Source organism: Acinetobacter kanungonis (assembly GCF_009939195.1).
GTDB classification, from domain to species: Bacteria; Pseudomonadota; Gammaproteobacteria; order Pseudomonadales; family Moraxellaceae; genus Acinetobacter; species Acinetobacter kanungonis.
Genome location: NZ_JAACKC010000001.1, coordinates 815,722 through 833,911, shown reverse-complemented (window position 1 = coordinate 833,911; position 18,190 = coordinate 815,722). Strand labels below are relative to the sequence as shown.

The window sequence follows — 18,190 nt, the reverse complement described above, 5'->3', positions numbered from 1 at the left end:
ATGGAAGTCACAACAATAGTCGGTATTGTTATTGCCGTTATCATAATTTTAGTGGGTTTACGCATGCTGTTGAAAAAGCCAGCAGATGCCAGCCCGTCACTGGAAAGTGAATTGCAGGTGAATTCGGACAGTCAGCTGCCGATTATCCCGCGTCACGTCCGTGACCAGTTACAAACTCCAACGGCTGAAGAATCGACTGCGCGTGTTGAGCCGACTTTAAATGAAGCCGAAACGATTACGGATACAGCTGATAAAAAAGAGCCTAAGCTTGCCGCTGAAAAAGAACAAGCTGCTGAAACTGCTGTCAATCAGGATGAGAAAGCATCGACAGAAGCGGCACAACCAGAAGCTGGCGCTGAAGCAACTGAAACCGCTAAGGTCGACGAAACTGTAGCTGAAGCAAATGTAGAAGAAGGTTTACATTTACACTCGCACGTCGAAAAAGCTGAAATTATTGAGTTTAATGAAGAAAGCAGCATTTTAGATGAGCACTTGCACGAACAACAACGTGTCGATGAAGAAAGTGTTTTACAAACGGCAGAAGAATTTATTGTTTTCAATATTTACCCTGAACGTCGTATTTTGACGGGTGATAAAACCTTAAAGGTTTTGCTTAAATATGGTTTACGTTATGGCGAGATGGCCTGTTTCCACCGTTATGATGAAGAACATGAGCGACTTTCATTCTCGGTTTTACAGATTACCGATGAAGGACCTGCAGGTTTTGACTTGGAAACGCTGGCCAATGACCAAGTCAAAGGTTTGGCATTCTTCTTGGCATTGCCGCATCACGATGTGCAAAATGCTTTTGATACCATGGTGAGTATTTCTAACCTGATTGCGCGTGAAATTGATGGCACGATTTACGACCAGAACCAACAGGAAATGACCGCTCAATCGCGTGAATTCTGGCGTCATCAAGCAATTGACTATCGTTCAGGTCAACAGGCAACGGTATAATATCAAATTGAAAATGAGCGTCTGACTTTTATAATAGGCAGACAAGATTGTTGAAGGGCGGAGCACACCGCCCTTTTTTATGGTGAAACTATGACTCAGCAAAACACTGTTGTCGCACAAATGCGTCAACTGATTCAGATTCTGGCACAGCATAATCATGCCTACTATGTCATGGATCAGCCCACCATTACCGACAGTGAATATGACCAGTTATTTCACCAATTGAAGGCACTCGAACAACAATATCCAGAATGGACTCAACCGGATACCCCGACCAATAAAGTGGGTGGCAAGCCTTTAGCAAAATTTGAATCGGTCACACATGTCGTGCCGATGCTGTCTTTAGGCAATGTGTTTAATCAGGAAGAGCTGTTTGCTTTTGCTCGACGCATTGAAGAGCGCTTACCGAATCAAAAGATTGAATATGATGTCGAATTGAAGTTCGATGGTTTGGCAATTTCTTTGTGGTATGAACATGGGGTGCTGGTGCGCGGTGTAACCCGTGGCGATGGTGAAATGGGTGAAGACATTACCCAAAATGTGAAAACCATTCGGAATTTGCCTAAAGTACTTAGCCATGCTTCAGGCGTAGTACCTGAGCTGTTAGAAGTACGCGGTGAAGTATTAATGCCTAAAGCAGGCTTTAATAAGCTTAATAAACAGTTGAAAAAAAGTGGAGAAAAAGAATTTGTGAATCCACGAAATGCAGCTGCAGGTAGTTTAAGGCAGTTAGATAGCCAAATCACTAAGACCAGACCATTAGCATTTTATGCATATGGCATAGCACAATGTGAGCCTGAAAATAAAATTGAAACCATTGCTAAAAGCTTAGATTGGTTAACAGAATTCGGATTTGAAAATTATAATCACTGGGTTGTTAATAGTATTGAGGAAGCTCAAGCTAAATATGAACAGTTAACTGTAGAAAGACCAAATTTAAGTGTTGAAATTGATGGAATGGTCGTAAAAGTTAACAGTTTTGAACAACAAAGAATTCTTGGGTTTGTTAGTCGTGCACCAAGATGGGCTGTAGCCTATAAATTCCCAGCTGAATCAAAGACTACAGAAATTAGACAAATAGATTGGCAAGTTGGAAGAACTGGAATTTTGACTCCTGTTGCTCGTTTAGTACCAATTTTTGTTGGTGGTACAACAATCTCTAATGCGACATTGCATAATATTGGTGAAATCCATCGTTTAGATGTTCGGATTGGGGATAAAGTTGAGGTGTATCGAACAGGGGATGTTATTCCTAAAGTTAAAAGGGTAAAGTTTGATTTACGTTTACCTAATAAAGAATATGAGCGTATTGAATTACCATCATGCTGTCCTGTATGTAATTCACCAATTATAATGCCTGAAGGTGAAGCTTTAGCACGTTGTTCGGGTGGTTTGTATTGTGCTGCACAGCGAATTGAGGCAATTCGCCACTTTGTATCACGTAAGGCTTTAGACATTGAGGGTTTGGGTGATCGATGGGTAGAGTCATTGTTACATCTAGATTTACTTAAGGATGTGGCCGATATTTACCATTTGCATGAACATCGTGAAAAATTACTGACCATTGAAAAAATGGGCGAGAAATCGGTTCAGAATCTGTTTGATGCGATTGAAAACAGCAAAAAAACCACTTTTGCACGTTTTATTTATGCCCTTGGTATTCGCGGTGTCGGTGAAACCACGGCACGCATGTTAGCCAATACCTTCCAGACTTTTGCAGCGCTGCAGCAGGCAGATATCGATGCACTGATGAAGACGCCAGATGTGGGCAATATCACTGCGGAATGGATTTATGACTTTTTCCAAGCTCCACATAACTTGGAAGTGTTAGAGCGTCTATTCGCTGCTGGCATTCACTGGGACGCGCCTGTGGCACCAAGTCGCCAACCTTTAAATGGTGAAAGTTGGGTAGTGACAGGGACACTGAGTAGCATGGGGCGAGATGAAGCAACACAGCTCCTGCAAGCACTGGGCGCACGTGTCAGTGGCAGTGTATCGAGTAAAACCAAGTGTGTCGTTGCGGGTGAAAAAGCAGGTTCCAAGTTGGATAAAGCGGAAAAGCTCGGTATTGCTGTGATCAACGAAGCTGAGTTTATTCAACTGATGCAAGATTATGGTCAGTTAGAGGCTTAGATTTTTGACTCAAGTTAAATCAGAAATATCCTACTTGGGTACGTCATCTGCAACCTGCATGGTGTAAATAAGATAATGTTTCTGCGACATATTTCTGATACATCAAAAAGAGGTCAGGTTTTGCAGATGACAATGGTTTTGCCTACTTTTGCCGAAACAAAAGTAGGGCCAGCTGCAGGCTAATGATGGAATGGTATGAGAACTTGATAAGACTCCGCTTAGATCATTTTTTCAATAACTAGAGATATTTAAGTCAAACTTTGGTTGTTTATTTCAAGGAATATATTGCTTGATCACACCGTCGTTGAGCAATTGTTGAAAATGCTCAATCAAGCTTTCTTTGACATCGCGATACTGTAAACCTAATTCTTTTTGGCTCTTGCTCGCATCAAAATAAATCGGGTAACCCATATTCAGCTCAACAAACTCACGGCTAAAACCAATGAACGGACCAATCACTTTAAAGGCAGCTTTAGGCAGTTCATTGCGTGGAAATGGAAACTTCCAACCAAAATGTGCTTTAAGTAATTGACCAATTTCAAGCAAACTCAAAGTATCGCCACTGACGATGTAACGACCAGCTGCTTTGGGGTTAAATGCAGCCTGTAGGTGTGCTTCGGCGACATCCTGAACATCGACCACACCATTCCACATGGGCGGAACACCCGCGAGCGTTAAGCCATTGGTAAATTGTTGTAAGACCTCAATTGAACCTGACTGGGTATTTGGGGTTAATGAACGACCAAAGACCAACGCTGGGTTAATGCAAACCAATTGCCAACGGTCTTGTGCCTCTGCCATTTCCCAAGCTTTACGCTCCGCCATCACTTTAGAATAGGGATACGGCTGATGGGTCTCAGAGCTGCTGGTATTCCAGTGGCTTTCATCAAAAGTATTATGATCAGTTTTTAAAATATCCACGGCATCGCCATAGGTCGATGCAATGCTCGAAGTGACAATCACACGTTTGACGGATTCTGTTTCATTTACAGTGTTTAAAACATTTTCTGTACCTAAAACAGCAGGTTCAATGATGTCCTTCACGGCATTTTTATAGTTGGTAACAACGAAAGGTGATGCCATATGAAACACAATTTCACAGCCCTGCATGGCTTCTCTAAATGAATTGGGTTCGAGCAAGTTCGCTTTAAAGAGTTTGAGTGTTCCTGTGCTGCTTTCTGCAATTTTTGATAAATGCGCGAAGCTTTGCGTTTTGTTCAGGTCACGGACAGTGGCATGTACGGTATAGCCTTGGGTTAATAATTTTTGAATTACCCAACTGGCAATATAACCCGAGGCACCTGTGACCAGTACAGGTGCTTGTGTTGCTAAGTTTGTCATAGATCAACCGTTGTTGTTTTAGGTATGGGCATAGTGTAAGCGCGAATGTGATGAAAGTCTTTGCTTCGGTGAAACAGATATCTAACTTATGCGTCATTGCAACGCATAAGTTGATGTACCTTATAAAGCCAAATGGGTCGAGCTAAATACGACGTTCTTAGCCCATATAGATAACGTTAGCAATCAAAAATATTGGGAGATCTGTTTAACTCTGACTATGCAACAGTGGGGGAGTAGCTCTAAATTGAGATTAAATTTATATTTTTAATAATAAAAATAATGGTTTGATGGTTGTTAACTTCGTGATGTTTTAAAGACATGGTGTAATAAGAACCATTTTAAATAGTTACAAATTTTAAAATAAGCAAAATTTTGTATGAAATAGCCTTTGTCCTAATCTGCAAAATACTGCAAAGGCTTATTTTATATGTGGAAAATGGGCGAATTTAAACTGCAAATGCGTATGTTTCTCATTTTAATTTTATAAAAATCATAAACTTACAAAATTTAACTTTTGCAATCTTGGCTAAATGTCGCCATAATATTTCAAAAAGGTATGGGGTATAACGAGATGCGTGGCAATCCAGAAGTAGTAGACTATTTAAATATGTTGATCGGTGGGGAACTTGCAGCTCGCGATCAATATCTCATTCATTCACGTATGTATGAAGATTGGGGTTTAAGTAAAATCTTCGAGCGTATTGATCATGAAATGCAAGAAGAAGCTGCGCATGCCGATGCTCTGATTCGTCGTGTACTGTTCCTTGAGGGTACGCCCAACATGAACCGTGATGATATTCATGTCGGTCAAGACGTGGTGACCTGTTTAAAAGCAGACTTGGCGCTGGAATACCATGTGCGTGAAAAGTTGGCACAAGGTGTGAAACTGGCAGAAGAAAAGGGTGACTATGTGACGCGCGATATGTTGCGTCAGCAAATGTCCGACACCGAAGAAGACCATACCTACTGGTTAGAAAAGCAAATGCGTTTAATTGAATTGATTGGCTTACAAAATTATATTCAGTCGCAAATGTAAGCACAGAATGCAATGAAAAAAGGTTTTCAGACTTCAGTTTGAAAACCTTTTTTCATGCTGCATGTTTTTACTTTTTAGAGAATTTTTGAATATCTGCTAGAACCTGTTTGGCATGGGTTTGGGTATTGACACTGCTATAGTGATAAACAATGGTGCCTTGCGGATCGACTAAGAAGGTTTCGCGCTTGGCAATTTGTGCAATGCCAAAATTCCGTACAATCCCGAACTGACCTGCAAGCTGTTGTTGCTGATCCGCTAAAATTGGAAAAGGTAGCCCTAATTTACTTGAAAACTTTTGATGAGACTTCACATCATCCAGACTGACACCCAGTACCACAGCATTGGATTTTAAGAACTGCGGATACAAGGCTTTGAACTGATTGGCTTCTTGGGTGCAACCTGGGGAATCATCTTTAGGATAAAAATATAAAACCATCCATTGACCACGATATTGTTGAGATTGATGCCATTTGCCATTTTGATCTTGTAACTTAAAGTTAGGCGCAGGTTGCCCCACCCATTGTTTCTGGCTAGATGCTGATGAGGAAAGAGCCGAAGTTTCGGCATGGCTGAGACTATAAGTGCCGAAGGTACAGGTTATGCCAAGTAAGCTGACACGGAGCAAGGTATGCAAAGTCATTTTCTTCTGATTTTTCGATACGATGGAAACATGATCTTAGCAAACTATCGTCATGCTCTGTGAATGAAAATTTGATGCTGCGATGAGTGCAATCCAGCAGATCTAACTTGAATTGAGTTGGATTTTTGCTTAAAAATCACGCGTTGCCAAGCATGACTTGCCAGTTGCAGAATGATAGGAAATGCAGCTCAGTATAAAAATAAAAGTGGGTATACTGCTGTGCAATGTTTCATTTTTAGAGCAAAACGTTGAAAGCAAGTATTTTACTGATTACGGGGTGGGGTGGCGGTACACAACTGCTAATGCCATTACAACAGCAACTGCAACAACAAGGACATACTGTTGAGCTGATCAATATTTTTAATGCTTTTGATGCTGAAATCTTGCAACAGCATGTGGAACTTGCGCGTCGTTTTGATGTGATTATGGGCTGGTCCTTGGGTGGACAGCTTGCCACGCTGCTAGTACAGCAGCTTGAACAACAATTTTCAGAACAAAAAATCTTGATCAGCTTGGCGTCCAATCCGTGTTTTGTCGCGCAGCCGGCTTGGTCATCAGCTATGTCTGAGGATACCTTTATTCAGTTTAAACAGTCCTTCCAACAAGATGCTGTGGCAACCTTAAAGCGTTTTGGTTTTTTGGTGTGCCAAGGTACAGATTCTGCCAAGAAAGATTTTGTTCAAATGCAAAAAATGATTAAACCACAATCAGTTTCACTCTTAGAGCAAGGTTTAGTGTTATTAGAGCAGTTGAATTTGACTGAAAATTTGGCGCATTATACGGGACAGCAATTGCATGTGTTTGCGCAGCAGGATGCACTGGTTCCTTGCGAAATTATTCCAAATATGCAGCAGTTACTTGCAGGAAAAGCAGAAATTGTCGTGATTGAACAGGTTTCACATGGCTTTCCATGTTTTGAAGTTGAAGAAACTGTGCAAATTATTCAAGATTTTTTAAAGCAACCCGTTCAGGCTGTCTAGGAATGACCATTCTCGCAATGTTTTTTAGAAACTTGCAGGTTTAAGATAGCCGACATTGAAAAAAATACGACATCACAGGAGTTATGGATGACCGATTTATTTGACCTTGAGCATATCTGGCATCCGTACACCTCTATGACCAATCCGCTGCCAACCTTTAAGGTGAAAAAAGCCTATGGCGCTGTGATTGAACTGGATGATGGACGTCAACTGATTGACGGGATGTCTTCCTGGTGGTGTGCCATTCACGGTTATAACCACCCTGATTTGAACCAAGCGGTGACCGACCAACTGCAAAATATGTCGCATATTATGTTTGGTGGTTTTACTCATGATCCTGCGATTGAACTGGGCAAACTGTTATTAGAGATTACCCCGCCGAGTTTAGATAAAATCTTCTATGCCGATTCAGGTTCGGTTGCGGTTGAGGTTGCGCTGAAAATGGCGGTGCAATATTGGACTTCACAGGGCAATACCGAAAAAACCAATTTTGTTACGCCGCGTTCGGGCTATCACGGGGATACATGGAATGCCATGTCGGTGTGTGACCCTGTGACGGGCATGCATCAGATTTTTGGCCGTAGTTTGCCAAATCGTATTTTTGTGCCTGCACCGCAAGTCGGTTTTGACCAGACTTGGGATTCTGCGGATATTGCAGAGCTGGCGCAGACCTTGGAACAGCATCATCACCGTATCGCAGGTTTGATTATTGAGCCGATTGTGCAGGGTGCGGGGGGCATGCGCTTCTATCATCCTGAATATTTGCGACAAGCCAAACTGCTCTGTGAAAAATATAACATCCTGCTGATTTTTGATGAGATCGCGACAGGTTTTGGACGTACAGGCAAACTCTTTGCTTGGGAACATGCCCAAGTTGAACCCGATATCATGTGTATCGGCAAAGGTTTAACGGGCGGTTATATGACCTTGTCTGCGACCTTAACTTCGAAGCATGTGGCGGAAACCATTTCTAAAGGTGAAGCAGGCGTGTTTATGCATGGTCCAACCTTTATGGCCAATCCACTGGCTTGTGCTGTGGCGTTACGCAGTACACAGTTATTGGTGTCTCAAGACTGGCAAAGTACCATCCAACGTATTGGCAACCAGCTACAGCAACATCTCACTCCATTAGCACAACTCAATTATGTGCAGGATGTGCGTGTATTGGGTGCGATTGGTGTGGTGGAGCTGAACTTTAATGTTGATATGAAAACGCTACAACAAGAATTTGTAAAACGAGGCATCTGGATTCGTCCATTTGGCAAGCTGGTTTATGTGATGCCACCGTATGTGATTTCAGAAACTCAACTCGATACTTTGTTGACTGAATTGGTGGATGTGGTGCGCCATATGCAAGAGGAAGCGGCATGAATTTGTTAGATCATTATGCTGTACAACTGGATGAACTGAAACAGCAGGGCAATTTGCGTCAATTCACTTCAAACACCCAGCAAGGCAAATGGATTGACATTCAGCAACGCCGTATGTTGAATTTGGCTTCCAATGACTATTTAGGCTTGGCTTCTGATCTCAGTTTACGTGAACAGTTTTTTGATGAAACGCCGAATGCACATCGCGTGATGAGTTCATCTTCCTCTCGTTTACTGACAGGGAATTTCCCTGAATATGAACAGTTGGAAGCCAGTTTAAGTCAGGCTTTTGCAGGTCGTGCAGCGCTGTTATTTAACAGTGGCTATCACATGAATATTGGGATTTTACCTGCAGTCAGCGATGCCAAAACTTTGATTTTAGCGGATAAGCTGGTACATGCCAGTATGATTGACGGGATTCGTCTTTCTTCTGCCAAATATGTGCGTTATCGCCATAATGACTTACAGCATCTGTCGCAGCTGTTGCAGAAATATCATGCAGATGATGCTTTTGATCGGATTATTGTGGTAACTGAATCCATTTTCAGTATGGATGGTGATGAAACTGATCTGGCTGAGCTGGTTCGGATTAAATCGCAATTTGCCAAAGTCATGCTGTATGTAGATGAAGCACATGCGATTGGCGTACGCGGGGAACAAGGCTTAGGCTGCGCTGAGCAATATCAAGTGATCGAACAGATTGATTTCTTGGTCGGGACGTTTGGTAAAGCCATGGCATCGGTGGGTGGCTATCTAATTTGCCATCCGATTATCCGAGAGTTTTTGATTAATCGGATGCGTTCCTTGATTTTCAGTACTGCACAGCCTCCGATCTGCATGGCATGGACCAACTTTATCTTCAAAAAACAGCTTACGATGACTGCCAGTCGTCAGCATTTACAACAATTAAGCGCTTATTTACAACAAGCTGTACAAGCAAAAGGGTATGCTTGTCCATCGACCAGCCATATTGTGCCTGTCATTATTGGCGAGTCGCAAAAAACGGTCGATACTGCGGTACAGTTACAGCAGGCAGGTTTTTATATTATGCCTGTGCGTCCACCCACAGTACCTGTGCAAAGCTCGCGTTTACGTATCTGTTTAAATACCCAATTTCAGCAAGATGAACTGGATCAGTTTATCGCTTTGTTATGAGTTTTAGCGTTGAATCCATCTCAAATAGATAAGTCTCGCGTGGCGCTGCGTTTTGCACAAGCGGGACAAAGCTATACCGAACATGCCATCGCGCAAAAGCAAATTTGCCAGCATCTGATGCAATTGATGCTGGAGCATCTGCCGACCCGTCATCAAGCTCGAGTTCTTGAAATTGGCTGTGGTTCTGGCAATTTAAGTCATCTGTTATTGCAAAATATGCAAATTGATCAGCTAATTTTGAATGACATTTATGCTGAAGTTCAGCGTCATTTTGCGCAGCAGCAACAAATTGAATGGCGAATTGGCGATATCGAGCAGCTTGAACTTCCGACACAATTAAACTTGGTCACATCAAGTTCTGCTTTGCAGTGGATGACCGATTTACAGGCCGTTTTTAGCAAAATAGCATACGCTTTGGTACAACAAGGCTTTTTCTGTTTTTCGATTTTTGGACAGCAGAACTTAAAAGAAATTAAAGCCTTAACGGGGCAGGGTCTTGAATATCATAGCTTGTCTGAGTTGCGACAGGTCTTAACGCAAACTGGTTTTGATGTGTTACATCTGAGTGAACAGATCAAGACCTTGCATTTCTCGCATCCCAAGCAAGTACTACAGCATTTAAAAGCCACGGGTGTGACAGCAACCAGTGCTGCACATCGTTGGACCAAGCATTCGTTACAACAGTTTTATCATGATTATCAGCAATTTTCGGAGACGGATCAGCAAGGGCAGACACAGTACCTACTCAGCTATCACCCGATTTATTGTATTGCACGGAGAACAACATGACAGCAGACATCTATTTTATCAGTGGGATTGATACAGGTATTGGTAAGACCTATACCACAGGATATCTGGCGAAGTTATGGAGTGAGCAAGGTCAGCAGGTGATCACGCAAAAGTTGATTCAGACGGGTAATGTCGATGTCTCTGAAGATATTCAGCAACACCGTGAAATTATGGGCACAGGTTGGTTGCCTGAAGATGAAAGCAAACTGACCATGCCTGAAATTTTTAGCTATCCTGCATCACCGCATTTAGCCACCAAGCTTGATGGTCGTGACATTGATTTTGACAAGATTGCAGCGGCAACCCAGCAATTGGCAGAAAAATTTGAAGTAGTATTGCTGGAAGGTGCGGGTGGTTTAATGGTGCCACTCACCACAGAATTATTGACGATTGACTATTTGGAACAGAAAAAGTTTCCTGTAATTTTGGTCAGTTCTGGGCGTTTGGGCAGTATTAACCATACTTTACTCAGTTTGGAAGCCTTAAAAGCACGTGGTTTATCCTTATATGCTTTGGCGTATAACTTAAATGACGAATCGCAAGATCCGTTAATTTCCAAAGATACTTCTGAATACCTCAAAGCTTATTTGGCGAAGAATTTTCCTGATGCTTTATGGATTGATATTCCTGTGCTATAAAAGTAAAAAGAAGAGTTAATTTTTAATAACTCTTCTTTTATTATTTGCTTAAAATTTAATTAATGCTTTGATAGTTGTTTTTAATCTGTTGAGAGATAAACTCAAAACTTGATTTATTAAACAACGTAAAACTTCCTTTTGATTCATAGTTGACTAATTCACCATTCAAAAGCATGCCATATTCAGGAGAAAGTATGTCACCTTTAACGTCCCATTCCCCATCATAGATTTTTCCATCTTTTTTAATTGCAGGATCAGCACCAGCTTCATATACAGGATTGCCCGCAGCATCCACGCTATATGCCACATCTAGATTAGAAATTTTATCAATCTTATAGTTGTAATTTAATTGACCATAATATTTTTGAACCCAGTCTTCTAAACTAGTTGCATTAGTTACAGTGGATTCAGAAAAGTAAAATTGATAATCATCATAAACAATAGATTTAGGGACATAAACAAAAGAACCAGAAGGGAATGTTGCACCACTTGAAAGTAAAGCGGCTAAAGCATCCTTGTTTCCTTTTAGAGCCATTCCGATTTGGTTATGTACGTAAATATAATCCTGAGTTTTTGGATATCCTGTGAGGATATTAGAAGGGAAAATATCTGCTATTTTTTTACCAGAAAGATCAATCTTTTCATAATCATAATTCTGTTTACCAGCATTCAAACTACATTCATCATTAAATAGTGCTGTTGAAACTTGTAGCCCTTGAGCTGAAGAAAGATAAAAGTATGGCCAACCATTAGTTTTTTTTTGAAAGTATTTTTGGGTATATAATCCTTGGTTATTTAAAATATAGCCATCGTTAATCTCTTCATTTTCTGCGGTAATTTTATCTAGCTCATCTGCGGTGACATTATAAATAGGTACATAGTTCACATAGAGCATTTGTCCATTTCTTTGAATTACATCTGCATATAATTGGGTCACATAAGTTGGTGTATTGACTATACTTTGATATTCATAATCAAAAGTATATAAAGGTTCATCAAAAATTGTTGTTCCTGTAATTTTTGAGTTGAGCAAGATACCTCGATTACATTGAGATACAGTTGATCCTGTAGAGCTTGAATCTGATGAAATTGAAGATGCAACAGAATCACCTGAACCCCCTCCGCATCCACTTAAAAATGCCAATGACATAGCAAGGCTTAAAACAGTTAGTTTTTTCATTAGTATTACTCTAAGTTAAATTATTGAATTATTAAGTATTAAATTTCGAAGCGCATTATATACAGAATGGTTTGTATAGTGAATATTTTTTATTCATTAATTTATTTTTGAAGCATGCTTATAGGTTGAATTTTTTATTTACATGTAAATTCTAAAACAGGATTACCAAGATAGTGTTAAATGGGCTTAAGACAGTGTTTATATTTTTAAAAGAAAAATCCGCATTTCAGATAACATGAAATGCGGATTTTTTTCGACAAGATTAAAGTGATGCGTTACTTTCAATCCCAATTTTAGTGATATTCAAACGTTGTGCCATCGCCATGACCATTGCGACTTGTTTGTACTCGGTCATACGGTCAGGCTGCAGTTTGATTTGGTCTTGTTCTGACTTTTTTGCCACTGTCATCAACAAGTTTTCTAAAGCTTGCTTATTCTCTACAGGCTGATCATTCCAGAAGATATTGCCTTGTGCATCTAATTTAAGATTGATGATTTCAGGTGGTTTTTCATTGCTTTGTGGTGGTGGAGCACCATTCGGCAAATTGATATTGATGGCATTATTAGGAATGGGGATGGTGATAATAAACATAATGATCAATACCAACATCACATCAATTAACGGTGTCATGTTGACATCGAGCATTACATCATCGTCATCATTTGAGCCAACATTCATACCCATAACTTGCTCCTTCTGACCCGATTATGGTGAAGCTGGGGGCGTGGTCACAAAAGCGATTTTGCCAATCCCAGCTTGTTTGGTTGCATTGATGACCTGATCAATTGCTTCAAAGCGGGTGAGCTGATCACCCCGAATATGCACTTCAGGTTGTGGACGTTTTTGTGCCTCGGCTTGTAATCGCGTGAATAAAGTTGTTTTGTTTCCAATATATTTTTCATTCCAGAACACATCGCCATTTTTATTCACCGCAAGTTGAATGTTTTCAGGCTTGTTGGCATAAGGCGTATTTTTTTCCTCGGGTAATTTTACGGGGACCGTATGTATGGCAACGGGTACGGTAATCAGAAAAATAATCAGTAGAACCAACATAATATCAACCAGCGGGGTTGTATTAATGGTTCCGATTACATCATCTTCATTGTCATCTGAACTGACCATCATGCCCATGGTTGATGTCCTCTTTTTATTTATTCACGACTTTTTTATGATTTGGATTACTGCTGATTTCACCGCTGAGTAAAACAGTATGTAAGTCAGAGCCGAAAGTACGGACATTTTCCATCACTGCTTTATTACGACGAGTTAACCAGTTGTAGCCCAGTACTGCAGGCACAGCTACGGCCAGACCAATTGCCGTCATGATGAGTGCTTCACCTACGGGACCTGCAACTTTGTCAATCGAGGCTTGTCCTGACATGCCAATCGCGGTCAGTGCATGGTAAATTCCCCAGACCGTACCAAACAGACCTACAAACGGCGCAGTTGAACCAACGGTCGCCAGAAAAGCCAAGCCACCACTCAAATGACTTTGAATTTTGTCGATGGCACGTTGAATGGAAATGGTCACCCAAGTATTGAAGTCGATACGTTCTAATAGCGTGCCTTCATGGTTCTTGGTGGAATGAATGCCTTTTTCAGCAATAAAGCGGAACACGCTGTCTTTATCTAAGCTATCGGTTGCACTTTCGAGGGTGCTGGCATCCCAAAATTCTGCATCGGCTTTGCGACCTTGTCCTTTGATTTTGGACTGTTGCAGCAGTTTGGTAATCATGATGTACCACGTGCCAATCGACATCATCACCAAAATAAACAGGGTGGTTTTTGCCACCATGTCACCTTCTTTCCACATGGCCTCTAAGCCATAGGGGTTGTACGTAGGTGAAGCATCCGCTTTGGCAGGTGGTTGTGGTGCTGTAGGACTTTCACTCGAAGTCACCGCTGTGGTGGTTGCAGGGGCGGCATCTTCTGCAAATGCCGAATGAATTGGGAGAAGGGTACTTGCCGCAATTAAGCTCGCGGTTGCGATTTTTTTTACAGGGTTCATCATTTTATTCATGTATATGCTCCAATTTTTGTTTCATTCATTAGTTCAAGACAAATTCATAGGGAATGTCATACCAAGACTCTTGCGCTTCGCCGTCTTTCATTGCAGGTTTGAAGCTGCAAAGGCTGAAGGCTTTGGATGCCGCACGGTCTAAATTTTTACTGCCACTGGATTTTTTGATTTTGGTGTCAATGACGTTGCCATTGGTGCCGACCAAAACTGAAATCGTGACCGCACCTTGTTCTTCATTCATCAGTGCGTCACGCGGGTAATCTGGCGATTTACATCCCGCTTCTCCACGTGAAACACCGCGAGTCACTCCCGCAGGTTTGGGGGCTGGTGCAGGCGTTGCAGCCGCCACTACGGGAGCAGGTGCTGCCACAGGGCTTGGAGAGGGTGCTGCTGGAGTTGGCGTTGCTGCTTTAACGGGCTGAGTTGGTGTGACAGGAGCTGTCTTTTGTACACGCTCAACCTTTTCTACAGGTTTTTCAGGTTCTGCCGTTTTCAGCACCTCTTTGACCAGTTTTGGTGGCACGGGAGGAATCTCTTTAGGTTTCGGCTTTTCGGGTTCGGGTGGTTGATCTTGAATAATCATCAATTCCACCGTTTGTTCTTCTGGCTTATGCATGGTTTTAGACAAACCCGCCATAAGCGCATAGAAAATAATAAGATGCAGAAAAATGACTGCCCCAATACCAATCAGGCGTTTGGCTGAATTGTTCTCTAACGCTGTGAAACTCGTGCCCATTATTACTCCTGAAATTTGAGACAAACAAGAAATCGTTCACGCATCGCTGCTCATGAAAGATGGACGGATTGACGGCATTTGTTGTTTGGCTAAACGACAGATGAAATGTTTTGCCCATAGCGTCTTGCTGGAGGTATTCAAGACGCTATGGACAGAATGCCAATTAGAACTTGTAAGTACCTCGCAAGAAGTAAGCGCGTCCCGTTGGGTCGCTATAGCGAGGGTCATAACCGTATTGGAAGTTATCCAGTACATTTGATGCTGCAGGTTCTGCGTCAAACATGTTTTTAATTCCCGCAGTCAGCTCTAGATTTTTAAAGCCTTTGTAAGTACCTGAAATGTTGTAGAGGGTGTAGTCGCTGACTTTGTGGCGATCATAAGCATCATCGCCTGTGGCATTTTGGTCGTCATAACCACGGTAGAATTCTTGCTCAAAGATCAGCTTCCAGTTTTCATAACTCCAGTTAATGTTAGCAACGTGTTTCCAGCGTAGAATGGCTGGATCATCATAGGTGCCGACTTTGCCAACCCATTCACCACCTTTTTCTTCTTGTTTGTCATATTTCATGACATAAGTCCCATCAATGCCGAAGCCAAAACGACCTGTTGCCGTCATTGGGGTTTGGTAATTTAAAGAAACATCTAAACCTTCGGTTTTAATACCGCCCATATTTACCAGTGTGGTGTTGATGTATTTAATGCGTCCTTCTGAGTCACGAACAAAACTGCTCGCATACTTGGTTGGATCTGCAAAAATCATTGCTTCATCAATCGTGTCGATTAACCCATCAATTTCGATATTGTAGTAATCGAGCGTGAAGACCAGATTTTTGACAGGTTCAAAAACGAAGCCTGCATTAAATGAAGTTGATTCTTCTGGCTCTAAGTCCGATGAGCCGCCCTGCATTTGTTTAAACTGGGTATTACATTCAGTCTGGTATTGCGAAGATGTTGCTTTACCGCCAGGGCAGAGCACAGGGTCATTGTATTTCGCCCCAGTGTACGTCTCACTTTGTGGTGCATTCATTTCCCATAAACTTGGTGCTCGGAAGCCTGTACTGTATGAGGTGCGGAACATCAGTTGTTTTAAAGGTTCCCAGCGTAAGGCAACTTTTGGGTTAAAGGTGTCGCCAAAGTCGCTATAGTCGTCATAACGGGCAGCCAGTTGTGCTTCTAAAGTTTTGGTAATTGGAATCTGGAATTCAGTAAAGACAGCAGAGATGTCGCGGTCGCCTGTATTGACGGGTTCATCTGGGTCAATTCCGCTACTTGGGACTTGGCTCACGATTTCAGCGTTGACTTTGGATTCCCAGTCTTGCGTGGTAAAGCTACCACCAATGGCAAAACCGACCTCACCCGCTGGTAAAGTAAAAATTGGTCGGCTGAAGGTGAAATCTACCGTGGTGGAATCTAAAGAAGCGACATTCGATTCACCACTGACGGAAAATGAGTTCCATAAACTCGAGTCAGCACTGGCACCAAAGGGATTAATCGAGCCATCATCTAAAGCAGCTTGTAATTTGCTGCGGTTCAAGTAACCGCTGACAAAACTATCGGTGGCTTCACTTTTGGCATACGTGACGCCTGCATTGACGTCCCAGCCATAGGCTTCACCTTCAATACCAGCAAAGGCACGATGCGATTCATTCACCGATTGTGAAACACGATTGCCGCCTTGAGAACGTAAGTACAATTGCAGTGGATCACCACTTAAACCGCTGACTGCAGGGGTAATACCATTACCCGGGTAGTAAGGGCTGGTGGACGGGAGAGTAACGGAGCGGCTATAGACATCTGGTGCAATGGAGGTGGTGACTTCGCTACGAGAATAGATATATTCCCCAATCGCGTTAAAGGTATCGCTCAGTTTGAGTGTGCCACGCCCCATGGCAGAAATGGTTTCAGTTTCAGGTACAATCCCAATCAAGGCTTGGGTGTTTAAGTAACACAGTCCGCCATCCGCCACCACATTCGGGGTGTTATTACAATTGCTATTACCATAGGGATTGCCCAAGGTGCCGCTGGTCAGGTCGTAAAAGTTCGCAGGGAAACCATTGGCAGAGCTGGCATCAATCCCGAGCTCAGGTAAAACGCCGCCACGCGCACTGACCTTACGATCTTTTGCCATAATGTCATTGGAGCGACGATAATCTACCACACCAAAGACGTTAAAGCCTTGTTCATCCAGATCGCCATAACCCCCAAAGATTTGCACGTCCTGCTTATCGCCACCTGACTGTTCAGGTTGCACCAGACCACCACTGATGCTTAAACCCTCATAACTTTTTTTGGTAATGAAGTTGATGACCCCTGCAATCGCATCGGCACCATAGACTGCGGAAGCACCGTCACGCAGAATTTCAATTCGATCTATCATCGCCATCGGGATGATATTCAGGTTGGTGGTTGAGGTACTAAATGGGCTATAGGCAAGACGACGACCATTCAAAAGTACCAAGGTTTTATCTGTACCAAGCGCGCGTAAGTTGGCAGATGAGCCTTCGGTACTACTTGCCCCGACATTTTGAGAAGTTGAATAACCTGCTTGGTTGGCGCTGACCTTGGTTAAGGCTTCCTCTACGGTGGTAATCCCCTGATTGGTCAGGTCTTCACCTTTAATAATGGTAATGGGAGAGGCACTTTGTGCGGCAACCCCTTTAATGGAAGATCCTGTTACTGTGACTTTAGCAACTTTTACGGGTTGTTCTTGTATTTCTGTACTTTCGGTTTCTTCGGCATGAGCTAAAGACAAGCACATCATACTTAAACTAAGCGTACTTAATTTAAGAATTGCTTTGCTAACTGACGGCTTGGCCGCCACCTTAGCACTTTTGTTCTTTATCATAGTAAAAGTAATCCTTTTTTTGTATTTAGCAAGATTGCTGGGGTGGTTTAAGCAATTCAGATGCCAATTTGTTTTTGTACACATGTTTAAATTTTAAATCATTGAAATATATGTATTTTACATTTTTAAAATGTGATTTTACTCACAAAATATATTAGCTATATAAGTAGGAAAGCTGAAATGATGGGTGAGGATGAAAATGCGTCAATTTGGAACTAAAAGTCAGAGGTGTTTTTTAATATTTTTAATTTTTGTTCAAAAAACAAACGAAAACTCTCGGTTTTATCTTAATGATAAATTATTTTTATGAAACGTATAATTAATAAAATTAATAAAAAACATATATTTGATTATATTTTTTGTTAT

Annotated in this window: 16 protein-coding genes; 8 read left to right on the top strand and 8 right to left on the bottom strand. The window is 41.9% G+C overall.

The window, feature by feature from the left end; all coding sequences use genetic code 11:
• Together GWK51_RS03680 and ligA are read left to right on the top strand one after the other, a co-directional pair.
• Window positions 1–960, top strand: a complete 960-nt coding sequence (locus GWK51_RS03680) for a cell division protein ZipA C-terminal FtsZ-binding domain-containing protein (RefSeq protein ID WP_161932688.1) — start codon at window positions 1–3, stop codon at window positions 958–960.
• A gap of 90 nt (window positions 961–1,050) precedes the next feature.
• On the top strand, window positions 1,051–3,093 hold the full coding sequence (ligA, locus tag GWK51_RS03675; RefSeq protein ID WP_161932687.1) for an NAD-dependent DNA ligase LigA: 2,043 nt from the start codon (window positions 1,051–1,053) through the stop codon (window positions 3,091–3,093).
• A 273-nt stretch (window positions 3,094–3,366) separates the two neighbouring features.
• Here the strand turns inward: ligA and GWK51_RS03670 are convergent, their stop codons facing one another.
• The gene (locus GWK51_RS03670; RefSeq protein ID WP_161932686.1) at window positions 3,367–4,434 is read right to left on the bottom strand and encodes an SDR family oxidoreductase; all 1,068 of its coding nucleotides are present in this window, start codon (window positions 4,432–4,434) and stop codon (window positions 3,367–3,369) included.
• Window positions 4,435–5,005: 571 nt separating this feature from the next.
• On the opposite strand from GWK51_RS03670, the gene ftn reads away from it, so the two are divergent.
• Window positions 5,006–5,470: a heteropolymeric bacterioferritin subunit Ftn gene (gene ftn, locus GWK51_RS03665; protein ID WP_100242220.1), complete on the top strand. Its 465-nt coding sequence runs from the start codon at window positions 5,006–5,008 to the stop codon at window positions 5,468–5,470.
• A gap of 67 nt (window positions 5,471–5,537) precedes the next feature.
• Here the strand turns inward: ftn and GWK51_RS03660 are convergent, their stop codons facing one another.
• The gene (locus tag GWK51_RS03660) at window positions 5,538–6,110 is read right to left on the bottom strand and encodes a peroxiredoxin (RefSeq protein WP_161932685.1); all 573 of its coding nucleotides are present in this window, start codon (window positions 6,108–6,110) and stop codon (window positions 5,538–5,540) included.
• A 302-nt stretch (window positions 6,111–6,412) separates the two neighbouring features.
• Between GWK51_RS03660 and GWK51_RS03655 the strand changes: the two genes are divergently transcribed.
• The 5 genes from GWK51_RS03655 to bioD all read left to right on the top strand — a co-directional run bounded on the left by GWK51_RS03655 (window position 6,413) and on the right by bioD (window position 11,042).
• Window positions 6,413–7,090, top strand: a complete 678-nt coding sequence (locus tag GWK51_RS03655) for an alpha/beta fold hydrolase (RefSeq protein WP_161932801.1) — start codon at window positions 6,413–6,415, stop codon at window positions 7,088–7,090.
• An 87-nt stretch (window positions 7,091–7,177) separates the two neighbouring features.
• Window positions 7,178–8,461: an adenosylmethionine--8-amino-7-oxononanoate transaminase gene (gene bioA / locus GWK51_RS03650; protein WP_161932684.1), complete on the top strand. Its 1,284-nt coding sequence runs from the start codon at window positions 7,178–7,180 to the stop codon at window positions 8,459–8,461.
• The gene (locus GWK51_RS03645) at window positions 8,458–9,615 is read left to right on the top strand and encodes an 8-amino-7-oxononanoate synthase (protein ID WP_161932683.1); all 1,158 of its coding nucleotides are present in this window, start codon (window positions 8,458–8,460) and stop codon (window positions 9,613–9,615) included. Before bioA ends, GWK51_RS03645 begins: the two co-directional genes overlap by 4 nt.
• A 9-nt stretch (window positions 9,616–9,624) precedes the next feature.
• Complete coding sequence (bioC, locus tag GWK51_RS03640; RefSeq protein WP_161932682.1) at window positions 9,625–10,404, top strand: malonyl-ACP O-methyltransferase BioC; 780 nt, start codon at window positions 9,625–9,627, stop codon at window positions 10,402–10,404.
• Complete coding sequence (bioD, locus tag GWK51_RS03635) at window positions 10,401–11,042, top strand: dethiobiotin synthase (RefSeq protein WP_161932681.1); 642 nt, start codon at window positions 10,401–10,403, stop codon at window positions 11,040–11,042. Before bioC ends, bioD begins: the two co-directional genes overlap by 4 nt.
• Window positions 11,043–11,097: 55 nt before the next feature.
• On the opposite strand, the gene GWK51_RS03630 is transcribed toward bioD, so the two are convergent.
• The 6 genes from GWK51_RS03630 to GWK51_RS03605 all read right to left on the bottom strand — a co-directional run bounded on the left by GWK51_RS03630 (window position 11,098) and on the right by GWK51_RS03605 (window position 17,824).
• On the bottom strand, window positions 11,098–12,222 hold the full coding sequence (locus GWK51_RS03630; RefSeq protein ID WP_161932680.1) for a hypothetical protein: 1,125 nt from the start codon (window positions 12,220–12,222) through the stop codon (window positions 11,098–11,100).
• A gap of 262 nt (window positions 12,223–12,484) precedes the next feature.
• The gene (locus GWK51_RS03625) at window positions 12,485–12,907 is read right to left on the bottom strand and encodes an ExbD/TolR family protein (protein WP_161932679.1); all 423 of its coding nucleotides are present in this window, start codon (window positions 12,905–12,907) and stop codon (window positions 12,485–12,487) included.
• Between the two features lie 21 nt (window positions 12,908–12,928).
• Window positions 12,929–13,354 carry an ExbD/TolR family protein gene (locus tag GWK51_RS03620; RefSeq protein WP_161932678.1) on the bottom strand — a complete coding sequence of 142 codons (426 nt, stop codon included), beginning with the start codon at window positions 13,352–13,354 and terminating at the stop codon, window positions 12,929–12,931.
• Between the two features lie 16 nt (window positions 13,355–13,370).
• The gene (locus GWK51_RS03615; protein WP_161932677.1) at window positions 13,371–14,243 is read right to left on the bottom strand and encodes a MotA/TolQ/ExbB proton channel family protein; all 873 of its coding nucleotides are present in this window, start codon (window positions 14,241–14,243) and stop codon (window positions 13,371–13,373) included.
• A 28-nt stretch (window positions 14,244–14,271) separates the two neighbouring features.
• On the bottom strand, window positions 14,272–14,979 hold the full coding sequence (locus GWK51_RS03610; protein ID WP_161932676.1) for an energy transducer TonB: 708 nt from the start codon (window positions 14,977–14,979) through the stop codon (window positions 14,272–14,274).
• 163 nt (window positions 14,980–15,142) lie between these two features.
• On the bottom strand, window positions 15,143–17,824 hold the full coding sequence (locus tag GWK51_RS03605; RefSeq protein ID WP_171519126.1) for a TonB-dependent receptor: 2,682 nt from the start codon (window positions 17,822–17,824) through the stop codon (window positions 15,143–15,145).
• Window positions 17,825–18,190: the final 366 nt, after the last annotated feature.